Raw genomic sequence first — 18,887 nt, forward strand, 5'->3', positions numbered from 1 at the left:
CCTGCCAGGTCGACCTACTGATCGAAGAGCACGACGAGCGCACCCGGGCCAAGGCCCGGCTGTCCTGGGTGGGCAGGGACTTCGTCGGTATCGGTCTGGCGCGACTCGACCCCGCCGACGAGCCGGTGGCCCGGATCGGCGACGAACTGGCGATCGCCCGGGCCCTCTCGGATTTGTCGAACCAGCTGATGGCCTTGACCTCCACCGATATCCAGGCCAGCACCCACCAGCCGGTCACCGGTCTGCACCGCTGATTTTGACGGAGCGTGGCACGAATTATGAGACACAGGCCCGATTTACCGGCCGTTGTGGACGTCCAGGTGACGACGCATGGCCAGCTGCCCGATGCCGAAGACTATGCGCGGACAAAGATCGGCGAGCTCGGTCGCCTCACCCACCAACCGGTGCTACACGCGCACGTCAGGCTGAGCGAGCACGGCGATCCGGCGGTGCCTCGCCGAGTCATCGCGCAGGCGAACCTCGACGTCAACGGCCGGTTGGTCCGCGCACAGGTCGAGGGCGTCACCGCGCGGGAGGCGATCGATCGGCTCGAGGCGCGGCTGCGTCGTGGGCTGGACCGCGCCGCCGAACACTGGGACGCCAAACGCGGCGGCGTCCCCCGCGTCGCCCGCCACGAGTGGCGGCACCAATCCGAACCCGACCACCGACCGAATTACTTCCCGAGGCCCGAACGCGAACGCCGCATCATGCGGCACAAGTCGTACAGCCTGCCCGCCTGCACCATCGACGAGGCCGCGCTCGAGATGGAACTGCTCGATTACGACTTCCACCTTTTCACGGAGCAGGGCACCAACCAGGACAGCGTGCTGTATCGCGAGTCGCCCACCGAATACCGCCTGGCGCAAGTCAATCCGGAACTGGCGGACGAGCTGGCGCCGTTCGACATGCCGCTGACCATCAGCCCGCAGCCGGCACCGCGGCTCACCGTGGACGAGGCGATCGAGCGGATCGGCGTGCTCGGCCTGCCGTTCCTGTTCTTCGTCGACACCGCCCGGGACCGCGGGAGCGTGTTGTATCACCGTTACGACGGGCACTACGGGCTCATCACACCGGCGAGCTGAGCAGCCGCCTGGATGCGCCAAGCTAGGCGGGGTTTTCGGCCAGGTGGTCGGTGAACCAGTCGCGGGCCAGCACGGCCACCTGCTCGAGCGTGCCCGGTTCTTCAAAAAGGTGGGTGGCGCCGGGAACAACGGCGACCTCGCACCGGGCCGGGATCGCCGCCTGCGCCTGCCGGTTGAGCCGCAGGACCATCTCGTCGTGTCCGCCCACGATCAGCAGGGTCGGGGCGAGCACGTTGCGCAGCGCCTCGCCGGCCAAATCGGGCCGCCCGCCCCGGGATACCACCGCCGCCACCTTGACCCCCGGGTGCGCGGCCGCGGCCAGGGCGGCGCCCGCGCCGGTGCTGGCACCGAAGTAGCCGACCGGCAGTGCCCCGGTGTCCGGTTGGGCGGCCAGCCAGGCCGTCACGTCGACCAATCGGCGCGCGAGCAATCCGATGTCGAAGACGTTGGCGCGGTCGCGCTCTTCGCCGGGCGTCAAGAGGTCGAACAGCACGGTGGCGAACCCGGCGTTGTTGAGGACCTCGGCGACGAATCGATTGCGCGGGCTGTGCCGGCTGCTGCCGCTGCCGTGTGCGAAGACCACGACACCCTTCGGATGCTCGGGGATGGTCAACTGCCCTGCGACCGAGACCGACCCCGCGGTCACTTGGATTTCCTCGTCACGCAGCATGATTACGCCCCACGGCGATTGACCGCGTCGCTCGCCACGTACCGCAGCAGCGCGCCGACCCCGTCCGCCGGGCCGATCCGGTCGCCCGCTACCACCAACGAGGCGCCCACGGCGATCGCGGCGAAAGGCAGTGCCTCGTCGGCCCGCGCCACGCGGTGCACCGGTTCGCCGAAGTCGGACAGGGTGTCGGCGTCGGGCGCCACNATGGCCGAAAACCTGCGAATGACAGACGTTTACGGCGAACAGCGGGCGATCGCCGAGCTGGCGGGCAAGCCCGCGTCGACGACCTACGTCGGCGCCGCCGACCGCTTGATCGACGAGAGCCTGGGCCGCGCCGAGCGGATCGTCAAGAACCGCTAGTCGCCAGCGCCCTGCCGTCGGCCTCGTAAATGCTGGCCAGCCAGATGTGCACCAGCGTGTCGATGACGCGGTCTTCCGGGATCGCCGGCTCCTCGGTGGTGAACGTCGCGGCCATCACGCGCTCGCTCAACATGTTCAGCGCGACGGACAGATCCTCGGCCGGGTAGGTCTCGGGGGCCGCGCCGCGGCGGCGTTCGGCCTTGATCGCCGCCGTGGTGTGCGAGATCCACTTCTGCATGAGCGTCGACCACAGCTGCCTTACCTCGGGGTTGGTGGCTTTGGCCGCGGCGCCGGCCACCGCGACCGCCCGGTGCGAGCCGGACACCTCGAAGAACGCCTCGATGCGTGCCCGCCAATGCGTCGCCGGGTCGCCGAACAGCTTGCCGCCCAGCGCCGTAAGCGCCGCGTGGGCCCTGTTGTTCATCTGATCCAGCAGCGACAGCAACACCGCGTTCTTCGATTGGAAGTAAAAGTAGAAGGTGGGGCGGGAGATGCCCGCGCCTTTGGCCAGGTCGTCGACGGAGAAGTCGGCCAGCGGCCGTTCCTGCAGGAGTCGTTCGGCGGTGGCCAGGATGGCCTGTTCGCGGTCGTCACCCGAATAGTGCGACGGACGGCGGCCTCGGGAGGCGTGCATCTACTCGCCCTGCCCGGGGTCGGCCACGTCAGTTACTTTATGGAGGCGTCGATATATGTCAACGAAATTGTTGATTACAACCAACGATATTGTCGATTAATTCGACGGTGCTTTTATCGACCAATTCATGGAATATCCGGGCCTCTCGGCGGCCCTCGCCCGACCAACCTGATGACTTTCGCCCCTACTTCGCGCCCGCCCGTGGTGGTCGCATCTAATCAGGCAAATCGGTCCGCGCAAGGCAAGGAGACTGGCGATGACGGGCACGGGCGACGGCACCAAGACCTGCCAGGTCGACCTACTGATCGAAGAGCACGACGAGCGCACCCGGGCCAAGGCCCGGCTGTCCTGGGTGGGCAGGGACTTCGTCGGTATCGGTCTGGCGCGACTCGACCCCGCCGACGAGCCGGTGGCCCGGATCGGCGACGAACTGGCGATCGCCCGGGCCCTCTCGGATTTGTCGAACCAGCTGATGGCCTTGACCTCCACCGATATCCAGGCCAGCACCCACCAGCCGGTCACCGGTCTGCACCGCTGATTTTGACGGAGCGTGGCACGAATTATGAGACACAGGCCCGATTTACCGGCCGTTGTGGACGTCCAGGTGACGACGCATGGCCAGCTGCCCGATGCCGAAGACTATGCGCGGACAAAGATCGGCGAGCTCGGTCGCCTCACCCACCAACCGGTGCTACACGCGCACGTCAGGCTGAGCGAGCACGGCGATCCGGCGGTGCCTCGCCGAGTCATCGCGCAGGCGAACCTCGACGTCAACGGCCGGTTGGTCCGCGCACAGGTCGAGGGCGTCACCGCGCGGGAGGCGATCGATCGGCTCGAGGCGCGGCTGCGTCGTGGGCTGGACCGCGCCGCCGAACACTGGGACGCCAAACGCGGCGGCGTCCCCCGCGNCGCGCTCTTCGCCGGGCGTCAAGAGGTCGAACAGCACGGTGGCGAACCCGGCGTTGTTGAGGACCTCGGCGACGAATCGATTGCGCGGGCTGTGCCGGCTGCTGCCGCTGCCGTGTGCGAAGACCACGACACCCTTCGGATGCTCGGGGATGGTCAACTGCCCTGCGACCGAGACCGACCCCGCGGTCACTTGGATTTCCTCGTCACGCAGCATGATTACGCCCCACGGCGATTGACCGCGTCGCTCGCCACGTACCGCAGCAGCGCGCCGACCCCGTCCGCCGGGCCGATCCGGTCGCCCGCTACCACCAACGAGGCGCCCACGGCGATCGCGGCGAAAGGCAGTGCCTCGTCGGCCCGCGCCACGCGGTGCACCGGTTCGCCGAAGTCGGACAGGGTGTCGGCGTCGGGCGCCACCGCGACGGGCGCCGTCCCCGTGACGACGGTCGCGTCGCCCAGCTCGCCGACGAACAGCGTGTCGACGTCGCCCTCACGCAGCGCCGCGCACACGGCGGCGATGCCCTGGGCCGCCAAGCCCGAGTCGCGCCCGAGTTCGGCCGCGAATCGCCCGGCGACGTCGCCCATCTCGACGTCACGGCGCCGGGCGAACTCGGCGGCCGTCAGCCGGCGGACCTCTTCCTCATCGATACCGCTCTTGCGGGAACCGGCGTGTAACTCCGACACCCGGCGGGCCACCCGCTGCGGCAATTCCGCAACCACGTCCGCGCGCGAACTGACCTCGCCACACAGGAACACCACCTCGGGGCCCGCCTCGTCGACCAGTCGCGTGAGTTCGTCGGCGACCGCGCGGCAGTTCATGCGGATCGCCTCCTCGGTCGTGCGCTGGAGGTCGCCGTAGCCATTCCAGCCGGCAGTCGCCGGCTTGTGCACCGGATACCCGGCGCCGTCGATGCTCTTGGAGCTGACGGCGTCCCCTTGATGGAGGGTGACGTCGGCCCCGGTGTGATCAACCGCGGCGAAGACGTACGTCGGTCGCTGCATCTCGAGTTCGATCAACGGCACGACGTACGGGTAATCCGACAGGCGAACCACCATCGCCGGTGGCGGGCTGACAAGGGGCTCGTTGATCAGCAGCTGATCGCCGGTCGCGATGACCGCGCGGCCGCGCCGGCCGACGGGCGGCCGGTGGTGCAGCACGGCTTCCTCGAGCCTGCCGATGAGCGCCCCGCCCGCACCCAACTCCTCGAGCTGCTTGCGGATATCGCTCCATTTCGCTTCGAGCTGCTCGACGGCATCCACGGTGTCGTGCGAGTCGTCGAGATAGACCGAGGCGAACGGGCCCTCCGCCTTTACCAACCACCTGAGGCGATCCGATCGCATGCCATCCCTTTCCGCCGTCGCGCCATGATGTTGGCAACCGTATGGACGACGAACGCGTCCGCGGCAGGGCCATTGGCCCCCAGGTGCGGGTCTTAGGTCACCGAGGCGGCGCGACGAGGCCGTGCCAGCTCGGCAGCGATGCCGGGGCGTCCACCGGATGGGACCAGCCGGTGGGGTCCGGCCAACGTTTCTCAGCCCGGCGAACGGTCATAGAGAGCGTCGAGGCGGTCCGCGAACTTGTCGATGACGACCTTGCGGCGCAGTTTCAGGCTCGGTGTGAGATCACCGGATTCGACGGTGAGTTCGCGGTCGAGGATCGCGAATCTCTTGATCTGTTCCCAGCGATTCAGTTCCAGGTTCAGCGCGTCGACGTATCCGGCGATCAGTTCCGCCGTCTTCTCGTCGCGGGCGATCTCCGCGAAGGACTTGTCCGCCAGCCCATTCTTGGCGGCCCACTCGGCGATCGCCTCGCCGTCGAGGCTGACCAGCGCCACGCAGTAGGGCTTTGCCTCGCCGTAGACCAGGAGCTCGCTGGCGTACGGGCACAGCCCCTTGAATTTCGCGTCGATCGCCGACGGCGCCACGTACTTGCCCTGCGAGGTCTTGAACATGTCCTTCTTGCGGTCGGTGATCCGCAGGAAGCCGTCGTCGTCGATCTCGCCGATGTCGCCGGTGTGAAACCAACCGTCCCCGTCGAGCGCTTCGGCGGTGGCGTCCGGGAGATCGTGATAAGAGGTCATCAAACCGGGCCCCCTGAGCAGGATTTCGCCGTCGTCCGCGATCCGGACTTCGGTGGCCGGGAATGGCCACCCGACCGTCCCGAACCGGTAGGCGTTGGGGCGGTTGATGAATGACGCGGCCGCGGTTTCGGTCAGCCCGTAGCCCTCCAGCACGACGATGCCCACGGCGTCGAACCACTGCGCGACGTCACGGTCCAGGGCGGCGGCCGCGGAGACGAAGAACCGCAATCGGCCACCGAACCGCTCGCGGATGGTGGAGAAGACCGCCCGGTCGGCCAGCTTGTAGGCCAGCGCGGAAAACGCAGAAGGTTTCTTGCCGGCCTGCCGGGTTTCGGACACCTTGAGGCCCAGCCTGATCGCCCAGTCGAACATCAACTTGGTGAGCCTGCCGCGCTCGGCGACCATGCTCTCGATGTGGGCGTGCGCCTTTTCGAAGATGCGCGGGGCCGCGCCCATGATGGTGGGGCGCAAGGTCGCCAGGTTGTCGACGATTCTCTCGACGCGGCCGTCGATCGCGGTCGGGAAGCCGACCTGCAGCGGCAGCGCCAGCATCACCTTGCCGAAGGCGTGCGCGAGGGGCAGCCACAGGAAGTTCAGGTCGTCGGGGCCGAGGATGCCCAGCGCGTCGATGGCCGCCGCGGTGTAGGTCCACGCGCCGTGGGTGAGCCGCACGCCCTTCGGCCGTCCGGTGGTGCCCGAGGTGTAGATCAGGCTGGCGAGCCGCTCCGGACCCATTGCGCCGACCCGATCGTTGATCACACCGGGGGAGTCGGCGAGCAGCTGCTTGCCCGACTGCTCCAGTTCCGCAAGGGTCATCACCCAGTCGCCGTCGCCGTTGCCGTCGATGATCACCACCTTGCTCACCTCGGGCAGCTCGGCGCGGTGTTGCAGCAATTTGTCGACCTGGGTCTGGTTTTCGGCGACCACCACCCGGCTTCCGGAATTGGCGACGATGTACGCGACGTCGGCGGCGTTGGTCGTCGGGTACACCGTCGTGGTCGCCGCACCGGCGCACATCACCGCGAAATCGACGAGCACCCACTCGTAGCGGGTCGACGACGCCAGCGCCACCCGGTCCTCCGGGGCGATGCCGAGCGAGATGAGCCCGCCGGCGATGTTGTGGACGCGTTCGCCGACCTGCTGCCAGGTCACGCTCTCCCACGTGTGGTCCTGCGGATACCGAAACGCCTCCGCGTCCGGCGTCGCGGCCACGCGCGCGAGGAACAGATGCGCCACCGACGGCGCGCGCTTCTCGATCTTGGTGACGTCGGGCCTCTCCGTCGAGGCGAGTGGCGTGTTCATGGTGTCAACCCTCGATCCTGCTGTGGCCTCAGCTGGCAACCGCTACGCGAACGGACAGGCGGTCGCCGATGGCGCACGCCCCGGCCCAATCGCCACCGCGCACCGCGCGCTCGAGGTCGTCCACCAGCGGGCTGTGGGCGCCCAGCTCGTCCAGCCACGCGGAGACCGTGGCCGGGATCTCAGCAGCGGCCACTCGGGCGGTATGCCCGTCGTGCAGGCAATCGGTCAGCTGATAGACGATGGCCGGAGCCCTGCGCTGTGGCCAATGAGGCCGCCATGCCGCTGAGTACATTGTTGTCTCCCGGTCGTGTCCCGGTTTAGCCGTAAGGTTTCATCCGACCACCGCCACGGGCCGCGCCGTAGAGGCCAAGAGCATGACTACCGCGGTGCTTTGGTCCCGCCGAAGTCCCGGTGCGGCAGGGCCTTTTGTCACTTCGCTTACCCGCGAATTGCTCCGGCATTGACGGCGCCGGTCGCGTACCGTACATCGGGGTGATGACGGATTGCGGGCAGTCCGGTTGCCGGTGCACCGCGGGCGGCGGTACGAGCGCCATCAAAGTCGAGGAATTGTCCGCGCTGGATGTGTTCGCCGATATCCCGGCGCGGGACCTCGCGGCATTGGCCGTCCACCTGCACCCACTGCGCGCGAGGGCCGGCGAGGTCCTGATGCGCCAGGGGGAAAAGGCGTTGTCGTTCTCGATCATCACCACGGGCCGGGTGGAGATCCGGCACGTCGGCCCGGACGGCCAGGTAACGCTCACCGAGCTGCGGCCGGGGACGATCATCGGCGAAATCGCTTTGCTCCGAGGCAAATCCAGGACGGCGACGGTGGTCGCGAAGGACGACGTACGGGGCTATGTCGGATACAACTGCGCCTTCGAGTGCATGCTGGCCACGCCCGTCGTCACCGAACGGATGGTGCGCACCGCGAGGCAGCGGTTCATCGCCTACATCGAACCGATCCCGCTGTCGGCCAAAGACGGCGGGGAGTTCCTGCTGCGCCCGGTCCGGCCCGGTGACGCCGAGCGGTTCAAGAGCGGCGGCTCGTTCTCGCGGGAGACGCTGTACCGGCGCTACCAAGGCGGCGCTCCCACCGCGGCGGGGTTGGCCTACCTGTTCGAGGTCGATTACATCGACCATTTCGTCTGGGTTGTCACGGCCTGCGCGGACGGGCCGGCCGTCGCCGACGCCCGCTTCATCCGCGATGTCGACGACCCGAGCTCGGCGGAGGTTGCGCTCACCGTCGCGGATGCGTATCAGAACCGCGGGATCGGGACCCTGCTCCTCGGCGCGCTGGCGGTGGCCGCGCGCGTCGACGGCATCGAGCGCTTTCATGCCCGGGTGCTCGCCGACAACCCGGCCGCGCGCGTGCTGGGGGACAGGGTCAACGCGCGCTGGGAGTCCGAGGAACCCGGGGTGATCACCACGACGGGGGCAATCCCGGACCCCGATGAATTACCCCTCGATCGCGAGACCCGCTCGAAGATCCAGCACATGGCCCGCCAGGTCATCCATGCGTTCGACTGACGCGGCTGTCAGCGGCCCAGAAGTGACTTATGCCCCCGCGCCGTCGTGGCTTTGCGCCCTTATCGGATGTCGCGGCGCGCGCCCAGCATGGACCGCATGAAGTCGCTGATCGTCTGCGTTTCCAAATCACACGGGAACACCCGCCGGGTGGCCGAGCGTCGCCGACGTTCGGGCGTTCACCTTCTTCACCAGCGGCGCCCGGGAAATTCCGCTGCTGGACTACAACAAACCGGTTCGAAAGCATCTGGAAGCAAAGGGCTTCGAGGTGATCGGTGCGTTTTCTTGCCGGGGGTTCGACACCGTCGGGCCGTTCGGGTTCGTCGGCGGGATCAACCGGGGACGGCCCAGCGACCACGACCTCGATCGGGCCGCGGCCTTGGCGGCGCGCATGCGCAAACGGGTCGGGGGGTCGGCGACCGCTTAGTGACAGCAAACGGCCGGGTGGTGCCACGCCGCAACCACCCGGCCACGATTAAAGCGCCGCCACGGCGCCGGTTCACTCGCTGTGCTTGCTTGCCGCCTGACCGGCGCTGTGCACCACGCTGCGGAAGAAATCGATGCGGGCGGCGCCCAGTTCCTCGGCCAGGTCCAGGGCGGCATCGACGACGGTCTTGCGCCGCGACTGTTCGGGGAGCACGGGACTGATCTGGTCGACGAACTTGCGGACGGCCTCGATGGCCTGCTTACGGCCGCTCTCGACGGATTCGAGCACGTCGTCGGAAAGTTCTGCCCAGCGCGGCTCGGATTTTTCCGGTGCTGTCATTGGTCACTCCTTGGCTTGGGTCCTCGTATTCGGTCTTTGTGCCGACGCCCCGACGCTACGGCTGTGGGGCCACCGACACGAGTGCCTAAAGTCCCTCCGCACCCGATTGATTTGTCCCGAGCCGGCTTCGAGGGTCTGTGCCTGCCGGTCAAGGACTTTCGGGGCTTCCAGCGGGTCATAGGTCCCTAACGCACCGAATCGGCGGGGTGTTAGCGTGCCGCCATGGCCACGCCCGACAGCCGCGACCGCGGGGGACCGGGCGCTCCCCGCTGGAGCGCACCGACCGTCGATGGTTTGGGCAAGGCCGTCGAGCCGTTCACCGGCACCGGCCGCTACGTCGCGCAGTCGTGGCGCGACTACCTCGACAAGCCGCCCGGCGAGCTCCCCATCGCGCGGCCCACCCTCGCGCTGGCCGCGCAGGCCTTTCGCGACGAGATCGTCCTGATGGGCCTCAAGGCGCGCCGCCCGGTCAGCCGGCCCGAGGCGTTCGAGCGCATCACCCGCGAGGTGCTCGCGGGTCTGGACTTCTACGGCAAGAGGGGATGGCTCGAGCACCCGAAGCGCTTCTTCGGAGCGCCGCCGCCGCTTTCCGAGGTCACGGTCCGAAAGGTCAAGGGGCGCACCCGCTCCCTGTATCGCATCTCCTTCGACAGCGGGTATCTGCCGCGGCCGGGTGAGCCGGGCGCACAGCGCTGGATGGGCTACACCGCGAACAACCGCGAATACGCCCTGGTGCTGCGCCACCCGGAACCGCGGCCCTGGTTGGTGTGTGTGCACGGCACGGAAATGGGCCGGGCCGCGCTGGATCTCGCGCTGTTTCGCTCGTGGAAGCTGCACGACGAGCTCGGGCTGAACGTCGTGATGCCGGTCCTGCCGATGCACGGCCCCCGGGCCCGCGGCCTGCCCAAAAGCGCGGTGTTTCCGGGGGAGGACATCCTCGACGACGTGCACGCCACGGGTCAGGCGGTGTGGGACATCCGGCGGCTGTTGTCCTGGATCAGGTTGCAGGAGCCCGAGTCGCTGATCGGGCTGAACAGTCTTTCCCTCGGCGGCTACGTCGCGGCGCTGGTCGCCAGCCTCGAAAAGGGCCTCACCTGCGCGATCCTCGGTGTGCCGGTGGCCGACTTGGTCCAATTGCTGGGCCGCCATTCCGGCCTCGGAGCCGACGATCCCCGCCGGCGCACGATGGAGTTGGCCGAACCCATCGGCCGGATGACGTCGCCGCTGTCGCTGACCCCGCTCGTGCCCAGGCCGGGGCGCTTCATCTATGCCGGTGTCGCCGACCGCGTCGTGCATCCGCGTGAACAGGTGGTCCGCCTCTGGGAACACTGGGGCAAACCCGAGATCGTCTGGTATCCCGGCGGTCACACCGGATTCTTCCGGTCGCGGCCGGTGCAGAAATTCGTGTGGGACGCGCTGCGGCAGTCGGGGCTCCTCGACGCCCCTTCCACGCGGCGCGACCGACCCGCATAGGCGCAGGAAATGGATCCGCTGGACCCGCTGGACGCGGCGATGATGGCCGGGGAGTTGGTGGCCAGCCCGATGCACGTCGGCGCCGTGCTGATCCTGTCGCCGCCGCAGGACGCCGGCCCCGACTACGTCGACGCCCTGTACCGCGACGCGCTCGCCGGCAACGATCCGATCGATCCCAGGTTGTGCCGGTATCCGCACCGCGGCGTGGACACCGGCGGCTTGTGGGTGTGGCGCCACATGGACAACCTTGACCTGAGCCAACATTGCCGGCGCAGGACCGTGTCCGCGGACCGCGACGAGTTCTGGCGGCTCATCGGCGAGCTGGACGCGCAGCGGCTCGATCGGTCCCGGCCGATGTGGACGTCGTACCTGATCGACGGGCTCGACGGTGGCCGATTCGCGTTCTACATCAAGGTGCACCACACCGTCATCGACGGTGTGGCCGGCTTCCGGATGATCGCCGACGCGCTGAGCGCCGATCCGCAATGCCGGTCGATGCCGCCCTTCTATGCCGCTCGCCGGCACGAATCCCCGTCGCGGCCGGCGGCGAGCGGGCTGGTGTCTCGCCTTACGGCGCCGCTGCGTTCGCTGGCGGGCGCGGCGGCGGCGAGCGTCGGGCTCGTCGGGCGCACCGTCACCGGCGAGATATCCACCGTCGTCGACACGCTGGTGGGACACACCACGGTGCTGCCGTTCGAGGCCCCCTACACGCGGTTCAACGGTCGCCTGGGGCCCGCGCGCGCCGTCGCGGCCGGCAGCTGGGCGAAGGATCGCATCCTGGCGGTGCAACGAGCAACGGGTGTCAGCGGCAACGACGTGGTGACCGCGATGGTGGCCGGCGCGGTGCGCCGCTGGCTGCTTCGGTGTGGGGAGTTGCCCAATCAGTCACTGGTGGCCATCTGCCCGATCACGGTGCGCGATCGCGAGAACGACGCCGCAGATGACCGGCATGGCAACATGTTCGGTCTCTGGCTGTGCCCGCTGGGCACCGACGAGGATGACCCGGCCGCGCGGCTGGAGCTGATCCACCGGTCGATGTCGGAAGGAAAGCGCTGGGTTGCCAAGCGGGGATCGGCGGCATCGCTGCTGACGAACGCGGCAGGCATCGCCGCGACGGTGATTTCTCCGCTTTTGCCGTTCACCCCGAAGATCCGCACCGGATGCAACCTGCCCATCTCGCATGTTCCGGGGCCCGGTGCCGAAATGTATTGGAACGGCGCCCATGTCGACGAAATTTATCCGGTGTCGACGGTCTTTGACGGGATGGCCCTCAATGTGACGACGTGTTCCTACGCCGGCCGGATCGGGTTCGGCTACGTCGCGGGTGCCGAGCTGATGCCCGATATCGACACGCTGATCCCGTTGACCGAGGAGTGCCTCACCGAGCTGGAATCCGTCGCGGGTGTGGGCGGGTCCTAGGAGTGCGGCGCGGCGCTCACGTGCGCCATGATCCGATCCAGCACCAGCACGGACAGATCGCCGTCGTCGGCGACATGGGAAAGGCCACGCCGCCGCAAGAAGGTGTCCAGGCGCCGATCGGGCGACCAGTCGGCGTAGATGGGGCCGAGGTAGCGCGAGAGCACGAATTCCCGCGCGAGGGCGTCCACGTCAGATTCGGTCATCAACAACGGTGGGTTGGGACCCATAACCGTGATGCTCCTTTGTTCAGCCGCAACCGCCGCAGCCAAGTTACGTCAGACGGAGTCATTATTTCGTCACGCGCCGATTGCGGATAGGGTCCAAAGTCCTCGATGGCGCCTTGGGGCACATCGGCGTCGGCGCAAGGACCATTGACCCTGTCGGACGGCGGGGCCGCCCACCCAGACTGGCGTCATGGCCAACGCGACAAGACGTGTCACCGAGGCGGCGGCGCTGATCGGGCTGCTGTATGCCGCGCGACGGTACTACCGCAATTGGGGGGCGACCAAGGCGGAGTGCCGGATGGTGGCGCCCGGCGACACATTGGTGCACGATCCGGCCATCCAGACGACCGAGGCGGTGTACATCGATGCGCCGGTGTCGGCGGTGTGGTCCGAGCTGTTGCAGGCGGGTCAGCGGCGCCGCGAGGCCGGTTCAGCGCCGGAATCGCAACAACTTGCGGTCGGCGATGTCGTGCGCCTGGCGTCCCAGGGCTGGATGGGCCTACCCGACGGGGTGACGCTCAGCGTCGCCGAGCTCGTCGGGGAAAAGTACATCGTGCTCAACGCCACGCGAGCGGATCAGCACTGGAACGCGGTGTGGTCCTTCCACATCCAGCCGCATTGGGAAGACCGGGTCCGGCTCCTCACCCGCGTCAGGATCGCCCTGCGCCACCCCGGGGAGGTGTTCGCCATGGAAATGGTCAGGCCGGCGATTGCCCTGGGCACCCGGGCCTTGTTGCTCCGCGTCAAGCACCGGGTCGAGCGGTCCCAGCTGACAACGCCGACCCGGTCCTCTGTCGAACTCGGTTGACAGCAATCCTTGTCCGCCCACGATTTCGGAGGTCAGAAAGTGCGCGATGCGATCCCATTAGGACGGGTCGCCGGTTTCCCGGTGAAGGTGCACTGGAGCGTCCTGGTCATCCTCTGGTTGTTCACCTGGAGCCTGGCGAGCACGCTGCCGAGCACCGCCAAAGGGTATTCCGCCCCGGCCTATTGGCTCGCCGGAGCCTGTGGCGCGCTGGTGCTGCTGGCGTCGCTGTTGGCCCACGAACTCGCTCACGCGATCGTCGCCCGCCGCGTGGGGGTGGCGGTGGGCAGCGTGACGCTCTGGCTCTTCGGTGGGGTGACCGCGCTCGGCGGCGAGGCGAAGACACCGAAAGCGGCCTTCCGGATTGCCATCGCGGGCCCCGCCACCAGCCTGGCGCTGGCGGCGACGTTCGGCGGGCTGGTCGCGGCGCTGCGTAGCGTGGGGGCCGCTCCCGTCGTCGTCGGCGTCGCCTCGTGGCTGGCCGCCATCAACCTGCTGCTGGGCGTGTTCAACCTGTTGCCGGGCGCCCCGCTTGACGGTGGCCGCGTGTTGCGGGCCTACCTGTGGCGCCGCCACGGCGACATCGTGCGCGCCGGCATCGGCGCGGCACATGCCGGACGGGTGCTCGCGTTCGTCCTGATCGCCCTGGGGCTGGCCGAGTTCGTGGCGGGTGGCCTCGTCGGCGGCGTCTGGCTGGCGTTCATCGGCTGGTTCATCTTCGCCGCCAGTCACGAGGAAGAGACACGGATAACCACCCAACAGCTTTTCGCCGGGGTGCGCGTGTCCGACGCGATGACCGCCCGGCCCCACACCGCCCCGGGATGGATCACCGTGGACGAATTCATCCAGCGCTATGTGCTGGGGGACCGCCACTCGGCGTACCCGGTGGCCGACCGGAACGGGTCGATCGTGGGACTGGTCACGCTGAGCCAGCTGCGCGGCGTCGCGCCGGGGCGACGCGACGCCACCACCGTGGTGGAGATCGCACTGCCGCTGGACTCGGTGCCGACCGCGGGGCCGCAGGAGCCGCTCACGGCGCTGCTCGAGCGGATGGGACCGGTCGGCGCCCGCAGCCGCGCCCTGGTGGTCGACGGCGGTGACGTGGTCGGCATCGTGACACCCAGCGACCTCACCCGGCTGATGGATGTCTACCGGCTCGCCCAACCGGGACCGGCCCTGACCGGCCGCGTCTAACGGTCGAAAAGGCGTTGGCAGGCTTATGAAACCGATCCTCGTGGGCATCGATGGTTCGCCGGCGGCGATCGCGGCCGGGCTGTGGGGTGCCGACGAGGCGATCAGCCGCGGTGTGCCGGTGCGCCTCGTCGCGGTCATGAAGCTGACGCACCCGTCCACGGACGACTACGCCCGCGACCTCGCGCACGCCGAGAAAGCGCTTCGCGAGGCGCGGGGCGCGATCGATGCCGCCCGCAAGACGGTCACCGTCGAAACCGACATCCTGCGCGGCCCGGCCGGACCGCTGCTGGTCGAGGCGTCCTCCGATGCCGAGATGATCTGCGTCGGATCCGTCGGGATCGGGCGCTACGCCCGCGCGATCCTGGGTTCGACCGCAACGGAGCTCGCCGAGAAGGCGCATTGCCCGGTGGCGGTGCTGCGCACCGATGCCGAGCAGGCACCGCCCGACGTCAACTGGATCGTGGTCCGGATGACCGACGAACCCGGCAACGACGTCGTCGTCAAATACGCCGTGGCGGAGGCCAAATTGCGCCGCGCGCCCATGCTCGTGCTCGGGGGCCGGCCGGAGGAACTCACCGACCAGGCCGACGGCGCGTTCGAACGGCGGGTGCAGGAGTGGCGACGGCGCCATCCCGAGGTACGCGTCTACCCGATCACCACGAAGGAGGCCATCGCCGGTTTTCTGGCCGCCAATGGCGAGCGAGTCCAACTCGCGGTCATCGGTGGCGCCGAGGCCGACCAGCTGGCGCGGCTCGTCGGGCCGTACGGGCATCCACTCTTCCGCCACCCCGAATGCTCGGTGCTCGTCGTCCGCTAGGGGGACGGGTTCGCCACCCGCGCAACCCGAAGGGGCGAACGCTACGCCGGCGCCTCGCGCGCCACGATGACCGGCACCCGCGCCATTTGGGCGACGGTTTCGCCGACCGAGCCCACCAGCATCCCGGCGAACCCGCCGCGGCCCCTGCTGCCGACGACGACCAATTGAGCCTCCATGGACGCCTTGACGAGCCGGCGCGCGGGCTGGGCCTGCACGACGACCCGCGTCACCTGCACGTCGGGGTACCGTTCCTGCCAGCCCGCCAGCCGCTCGGCCAATACCTCTTCGGCCATGGATTGTGTTGCGGGCCAATCGATGCCGGGCCACTCCGAGACGTCGAGATCGCTCCACGCGTGCACAGCGACCAGGCCGACGCGCCGCCGCGAGGCTTCGTCGAAAGCGATCGCGGTGGCCAGCTCGGATGCGGATGAACCGTCGATGCCGACCACGACCGGCGACTGACCGCCCGCGGGCGCGGACGGGTCCTCCTCGTGCACGATCGCGACCGGGCAATGCGCGTGCCGCAGCAGCGCCGAACTGACCGAGCCGAGCAGCCGACCGGGCCAGCGCCCGCTTCCCTGTGCGCCCACCACCACCATTTCCGCCTCTTTGGACAGGTCGATCAACGTGGCCACGGCGCCCGACGCCAGGATTTCGGTGTGGACCCCGGCGGGCCCGCCGGGGGCCGTCGCCTCCTCCACGACCTGGAGGGCGCCGTCGATGAGTCGGCGGCCGTGATCCTGCTGCCAGCGCATCACGCCGGCCGGCAACGGCGTCTTCAGCCATGTCGAAACCTCCGGCGAAACGGCGTAAACGAGCGTCAGCGCAATGTTGCGGAGCTCGGCCTCGCGTGCCGCCCACTGCACCGCAGCCCTCGCGGCCGGTGAGTCGTCGATGCCGACGACGATTCCCATAGGTCCCGTAGCTGCGTTGTGCGTCGACATGGCGTGTCCTTGCGTTTGTCGGGCGTTGTCTGTCACGCACGACGGTATTGAGGCGGACGCTTCGGCGTCAGAGCCGTTTGTCACAGATCGGACAAGCAGAGGTCCTTCGCGGTCGGGTCAGACCGCCCGCGGCACAGAAGTTTTCACCGCCGGCTCCAGCACGAGCGCTTGGCGCCGCCGGTGCACCGTGAGGTAGCGCAGCCCGTCGGGCCCGGCGGTGAATTGCCGCCGGGAACGGCGCGGCAACCAGAGCAGGGCGCCGGGGAAGAGCTCGACGGCGCCCGTCTCCGTAGTGAGGCGCCCGCCGCCGGACAGCACGTGGATCAAGACGTCCAGGTCCGGCCCGGTGTGGGCGTCGATGCCGCCCCCGGCCGGCAGCGCGATGACGTTCGAGTCCAGGTCGCGCTCCCGGGCCTCGAGCCGCCACACCGCGCCGGCCGCGTCGGGCGCGGCGCCCGGGCTGAATTCGTTGGTGTTCGCCAGGATTCGGGGCAGCGGGGTAGAGGTGAGCTTGGTGATCCGGATCCGCCACACCTGGGGCCCTTTGTCGAGGTATTCCCAGCCGTAGCTGCCGGGGTGGTCGGCGTCGAACTCTCCGCGCAGGTGCTTGGGGTCGTGGTTGTTGACCAGCACGAAGGATTCGCCGACCGCCAGGGCGCCGAAGGTCGCGAAGATCGTCGGGTGTTTGTCGGGCTTGCGCAGCTCGCGCACGTCAAGTTCGTTGTCTGCCACTGGTTCTCCGTAGCGTTCTGGTTTTTTACAAAAGTAGTTGTGTAAACTCTAGCGCATGACGTATGTGATTGGAAAGCCGTGCATCGACGTGATGGACCGGGCCTGTGTCGAGGAGTGCCCGGTGGACTGCATCTACGAGGGCGGCCGGTCCCTCTACATCCACCCCGACGAATGCGTGGACTGCGGCGCGTGCGAGCCGGTGTGTCCGGTGGAGGCGATTTACTACGAGGACGACCTCCCCGAGGCGCTGACACCGTACCTGGCCGATAATGAGGCGTTCTTCACCGAAGTGCTGCCCGGCCGGGACGAGCCGCTGGGGTCGCCGGGCGGGGCGGCCAAGATCGGCGCCCTCGGCGTCGACACACCGCTGGTCGCCGCCCAGCCCAGGGTCGACGAGATCAAAGGAGCGTGAGCGGGATTACGTCAGTCGGAGAACCCACGGGTCACCGCCGCCGCGAGGTGCTGCGGTTATTGCGGGCGTCGCCGGCCCCGATGAGCATCCTCGCGATCGCCGAGCAACTCGGCGTGCATCCCAACACCGTGCGTTTCCACCTCGACAGCCTGGTGGCCGACGGGCGGGTGGAGCAGGCCGAGCACGGACGCAAGGGGCCCGGGCGGCCGCCGCTGATGTTCGCCGCGGTCCGCCAGATGGACCGCGGCGGGACGCGCCACTACCGGCTGCTGGCCCAGATCCTGACCGAGGCGCTGGCCGCCGACCGNGACCGTGGCCTTGCTCGTGGCGGGGATACTGCTACTGACCGTCTGATTGCGGGCTTTCAAGACCGAAGGGGCCGATTATGGAATCCATCTCGCTGACCGCGCTCGCCTCCGAAAAGCTGGCCGAGGCGGGCAAGTCGCACAGTGGACGCGCCGCGCACACCATCCACGGCGGCCACACCCACGAGCTACGGCAGACGGTGCTGGCCCTGCTCGCCGACCACGACCTCTCCGAGCACGACAGCCCCGGCGAGGCGACGCTGCAGGTGTTGCAGGGCCACGTGCGCCTGACCACCGGCGGCGAAGCCTGGGAGGGCAAGGCGGGCGACTACGTCGCGATCCCTGCGCAGCGGCACGCCCTGCACGCGGTCGAGGACTCGGTGGTGATGCTGACCGTGCTGAAGAGCCAGCCCGGGGCGGCCCACTAACTCCGATGCTGTCCACGCCCTGGTCGAGGAGTTTCGGGCTGCGGGTGCCGATCGTCAACGCCCCGATGGGCGGGGTCGCCGGCGGCCGGCTGGCCGCGGCGGTCACCGCCGCGGGCGGGNGCGGCAACTGGTCGGCTTGCGGCACTGCCCGTTTTTGGAACTGGCCGAAACCCGCGGCGCGGTCGTGTGCCCCATCCACCTCGGGCTGATGCAGGGCGCGCTGGAGACGATGGCGGCGCCGGTTTCCGTCGATCGGCTTGACGCGTTCGTCGAACCGGACCTGTGCCTGGCGCACCTCACGCCGGTCGGCGCCGGCCGGTGAGCACCGGATCGGCGATCGTCGTCGCGGTCACCTTCGTCTGGCTTGGCATGGTGCTGGCCATCTCGTTCCTGGAGGCCCCGCTGAAGTTCCGCGCGCCCAACGTGACGCTGCAGATCGGACTCGGAATCGGGCGCTTGGTCTTTCGCGCGCTCAACACCGTCGAGGTGGCCTTCGCCCTCGTGATTGTGGCGATCGTTGCCGGCGGCACAGCAGGCCCGCCGCCCGCGCGCATCGCCGTGCCTTTTGCCGTCGGGATCGCCGCGCTGGCCATCCAGTTGATCGCCGTGCGCCCCCGGTTGACCCGCCGCTCCGATGAGGTGCTCGCCGGGTCGGAGGGACCGCGGTCCCATGCCCACTACGTCTATGTCGGCTTGGAGGCGGTCAAGACCGTGGCCTTGCTCGTGGCGGGGGTACTGCTACTGAACGTCTGTGTTGGGGCTTTTCAGACCCAAGGGGGCGGTTATGGGATCCCTTTCGCTGACCG

21 protein-coding genes and 7 pseudogenes are annotated in these 18,887 nt (G+C 68.7%); 17 read left to right on the plus strand and 11 right to left on the minus strand.

All coding sequences use genetic code 11. From position 1 onward, the window contains the following. Together BN4348_RS36150 and BN4348_RS36155 are read left to right on the plus strand one after the other, a co-directional pair. A partial coding sequence (locus BN4348_RS36150; protein WP_211145689.1) for a DUF1876 domain-containing protein occupies positions 1-254 on the plus strand: 254 nt, incomplete at its 5' end. 24 nt (positions 255-278) lie between these two features. After that, a complete protein-coding gene (locus BN4348_RS36155; RefSeq protein WP_066910182.1) occupies positions 279-1,082 on the plus strand; it encodes a ribosome hibernation promotion factor in 804 nt (267 codons plus the stop codon). Between the two features lie 22 nt (positions 1,083-1,104). Here BN4348_RS36155 and BN4348_RS36160 read toward each other — a convergent pair. Further along, positions 1,105-1,749: pseudogene (locus BN4348_RS36160) on the minus strand (dienelactone hydrolase family protein); the annotation flags it as partial. Between the two features lie 5 nt (positions 1,750-1,754). After that, positions 1,755-1,985, minus strand: a pseudogene (locus BN4348_RS36165) (hypothetical protein); the annotation flags it as partial. Between BN4348_RS36165 and BN4348_RS36170 the strand changes: the two are divergent. Next, on the plus strand, positions 1,975-2,112 hold the full coding sequence (locus tag BN4348_RS36170; RefSeq protein WP_211145690.1) for a hypothetical protein: 138 nt from the start codon (positions 1,975-1,977) through the stop codon (positions 2,110-2,112). The pseudogene BN4348_RS36165 and the gene BN4348_RS36170 overlap by 11 nt on opposite strands. Here the strand turns inward: BN4348_RS36170 and BN4348_RS36175 are convergent. Beyond that, on the minus strand, positions 2,099-2,746 hold the full coding sequence (locus tag BN4348_RS36175; protein WP_066910191.1) for a TetR/AcrR family transcriptional regulator: 648 nt from the start codon (positions 2,744-2,746) through the stop codon (positions 2,099-2,101). The genes BN4348_RS36170 and BN4348_RS36175 overlap by 14 nt on opposite strands. A 256-nt stretch (positions 2,747-3,002) precedes the next feature. Between BN4348_RS36175 and BN4348_RS36180 the strand changes: the two genes are divergently transcribed. Together BN4348_RS36180 and BN4348_RS36185 are read left to right on the plus strand one after the other, a co-directional pair. Then, positions 3,003-3,284: a DUF1876 domain-containing protein gene (locus tag BN4348_RS36180; RefSeq protein ID WP_066910194.1), complete on the plus strand. Its 282-nt coding sequence runs from the start codon at positions 3,003-3,005 to the stop codon at positions 3,282-3,284. Positions 3,285-3,308: 24 nt separating this feature from the next. Continuing rightward, a pseudogene (locus tag BN4348_RS36185) lies at positions 3,309-3,686 on the plus strand (HPF/RaiA family ribosome-associated protein); the annotation flags it as partial. On the opposite strand, the pseudogene BN4348_RS36190 reads toward BN4348_RS36185, so the two are convergent. The 4 genes and pseudogenes from BN4348_RS36190 to BN4348_RS36205 form a co-directional block, all read right to left on the minus strand. Continuing rightward, positions 3,657-3,866: pseudogene (locus BN4348_RS36190) on the minus strand (phosphoribosyltransferase); the annotation flags it as partial. The pseudogenes BN4348_RS36185 and BN4348_RS36190 sit on opposite strands and share 30 nt — an antisense overlap. A gap of 5 nt (positions 3,867-3,871) precedes the next feature. Further along, complete coding sequence (locus tag BN4348_RS36195) at positions 3,872-4,996, minus strand: Rv2629 family ribosome hibernation factor (protein ID WP_066910200.1); 1,125 nt, start codon at positions 4,994-4,996, stop codon at positions 3,872-3,874. Between the two features lie 191 nt (positions 4,997-5,187). Continuing rightward, positions 5,188-7,038, minus strand: a complete 1,851-nt coding sequence (locus BN4348_RS36200; protein ID WP_066910203.1) for an AMP-dependent synthetase/ligase — start codon at positions 7,036-7,038, stop codon at positions 5,188-5,190. A gap of 28 nt (positions 7,039-7,066) precedes the next feature. After that, the gene (locus tag BN4348_RS36205) at positions 7,067-7,330 is read right to left on the minus strand and encodes a hypothetical protein (protein ID WP_066910206.1); all 264 of its coding nucleotides are present in this window, start codon (positions 7,328-7,330) and stop codon (positions 7,067-7,069) included. A 203-nt stretch (positions 7,331-7,533) separates the two neighbouring features. Here BN4348_RS36205 and BN4348_RS36210 point away from each other — a divergent pair, with 203 nt between their 5' ends. After that, positions 7,534-8,565 (plus strand): GNAT family N-acetyltransferase, encoded by a 1,032-nt coding sequence (locus BN4348_RS36210; protein ID WP_066910209.1) that lies wholly within the window; start codon positions 7,534-7,536, stop codon positions 8,563-8,565. Positions 8,566-9,061: 496 nt separating this feature from the next. On the opposite strand, the gene BN4348_RS36220 is transcribed toward BN4348_RS36210, so the two are convergent. Then, positions 9,062-9,328, minus strand: coding sequence for a hypothetical protein (locus BN4348_RS36220; RefSeq protein WP_066910212.1), 267 nt, complete (start codon positions 9,326-9,328; stop codon positions 9,062-9,064). Between the two features lie 222 nt (positions 9,329-9,550). Between BN4348_RS36220 and BN4348_RS36225 the strand changes: the two genes are divergently transcribed. Together BN4348_RS36225 and BN4348_RS36230 are read left to right on the plus strand one after the other, a co-directional pair. Next, positions 9,551-10,801 carry an alpha/beta hydrolase family protein gene (locus BN4348_RS36225; protein ID WP_066910215.1) on the plus strand — a complete coding sequence of 417 codons (1,251 nt, stop codon included), beginning with the start codon at positions 9,551-9,553 and terminating at the stop codon, positions 10,799-10,801. A 9-nt stretch (positions 10,802-10,810) separates the two neighbouring features. Further along, positions 10,811-12,220, plus strand: a complete 1,410-nt coding sequence (locus BN4348_RS36230) for a wax ester/triacylglycerol synthase family O-acyltransferase (RefSeq protein ID WP_066910218.1) — start codon at positions 10,811-10,813, stop codon at positions 12,218-12,220. On the opposite strand, the gene BN4348_RS36235 is transcribed toward BN4348_RS36230, so the two are convergent. Further along, the gene (locus tag BN4348_RS36235) at positions 12,217-12,423 is read right to left on the minus strand and encodes a hypothetical protein (RefSeq protein ID WP_084454011.1); all 207 of its coding nucleotides are present in this window, start codon (positions 12,421-12,423) and stop codon (positions 12,217-12,219) included. The genes BN4348_RS36230 and BN4348_RS36235 overlap by 4 nt on opposite strands. Positions 12,424-12,634: 211 nt before the next feature. On the opposite strand from BN4348_RS36235, the gene BN4348_RS36240 reads away from it, so the two are divergent. Genes BN4348_RS36240 through BN4348_RS36250 form a run of 3 tightly spaced genes read left to right on the plus strand, consistent with a single transcriptional unit; the run spans position 12,635 to position 15,260 of the window. Continuing rightward, on the plus strand, positions 12,635-13,252 hold the full coding sequence (locus BN4348_RS36240) for a hypothetical protein (protein ID WP_066910224.1): 618 nt from the start codon (positions 12,635-12,637) through the stop codon (positions 13,250-13,252). Positions 13,253-13,291: 39 nt separating this feature from the next. Then, the gene (locus tag BN4348_RS36245; RefSeq protein ID WP_066910245.1) at positions 13,292-14,443 is read left to right on the plus strand and encodes a site-2 protease family protein; all 1,152 of its coding nucleotides are present in this window, start codon (positions 13,292-13,294) and stop codon (positions 14,441-14,443) included. A 25-nt stretch (positions 14,444-14,468) separates the two neighbouring features. After that, on the plus strand, positions 14,469-15,260 hold the full coding sequence (locus tag BN4348_RS36250; RefSeq protein WP_066910227.1) for a universal stress protein: 792 nt from the start codon (positions 14,469-14,471) through the stop codon (positions 15,258-15,260). A gap of 41 nt (positions 15,261-15,301) precedes the next feature. Here BN4348_RS36250 and BN4348_RS36255 read toward each other — a convergent pair whose 3' ends face one another. Both BN4348_RS36255 and BN4348_RS36260 read right to left on the minus strand, forming a co-directional pair. Further along, a complete protein-coding gene (locus tag BN4348_RS36255) occupies positions 15,302-16,174 on the minus strand; it encodes a universal stress protein (protein ID WP_407937917.1) in 873 nt (290 codons plus the stop codon). Between the two features lie 147 nt (positions 16,175-16,321). Then, positions 16,322-16,936 carry a DUF2249 domain-containing protein gene (locus BN4348_RS36260; RefSeq protein ID WP_066910233.1) on the minus strand — a complete coding sequence of 205 codons (615 nt, stop codon included), beginning with the start codon at positions 16,934-16,936 and terminating at the stop codon, positions 16,322-16,324. A 55-nt stretch (positions 16,937-16,991) separates the two neighbouring features. Between BN4348_RS36260 and fdxA the strand changes: the two genes are divergently transcribed. The 6 genes and pseudogenes from fdxA to BN4348_RS36290 all read left to right on the plus strand — a co-directional run. Next, on the plus strand, positions 16,992-17,348 hold the full coding sequence (fdxA, locus tag BN4348_RS36265) for a ferredoxin (RefSeq protein WP_066910236.1): 357 nt from the start codon (positions 16,992-16,994) through the stop codon (positions 17,346-17,348). Then, positions 17,345-17,677 (plus strand): annotated as a pseudogene (locus tag BN4348_RS36270) (helix-turn-helix domain-containing protein); the annotation flags it as partial. The gene fdxA and the pseudogene BN4348_RS36270, both read left to right, overlap by 4 nt. A 56-nt stretch (positions 17,678-17,733) precedes the next feature. Continuing rightward, the gene (locus BN4348_RS36275) at positions 17,734-18,081 is read left to right on the plus strand and encodes a cupin domain-containing protein (protein WP_066910239.1); all 348 of its coding nucleotides are present in this window, start codon (positions 17,734-17,736) and stop codon (positions 18,079-18,081) included. A gap of 5 nt (positions 18,082-18,086) precedes the next feature. Beyond that, positions 18,087-18,206 (plus strand): annotated as a pseudogene (locus BN4348_RS61165) (nitronate monooxygenase); the annotation flags it as partial. After that, a pseudogene (locus tag BN4348_RS36285) lies at positions 18,203-18,403 on the plus strand (transcriptional regulator); the annotation flags it as partial. The pseudogenes BN4348_RS61165 and BN4348_RS36285, both read left to right, overlap by 4 nt. Further along, a partial coding sequence (locus BN4348_RS36290; RefSeq protein ID WP_235852668.1) for a hypothetical protein occupies positions 18,400-18,887 on the plus strand: 488 nt, incomplete at its 3' end. The pseudogene BN4348_RS36285 and the gene BN4348_RS36290, both read left to right, overlap by 4 nt.

The organism is Mycobacterium interjectum (genome assembly GCF_900078675.2).
Classification (GTDB): Bacteria; Actinomycetota; Actinomycetes; order Mycobacteriales; family Mycobacteriaceae; genus Mycobacterium; species Mycobacterium interjectum.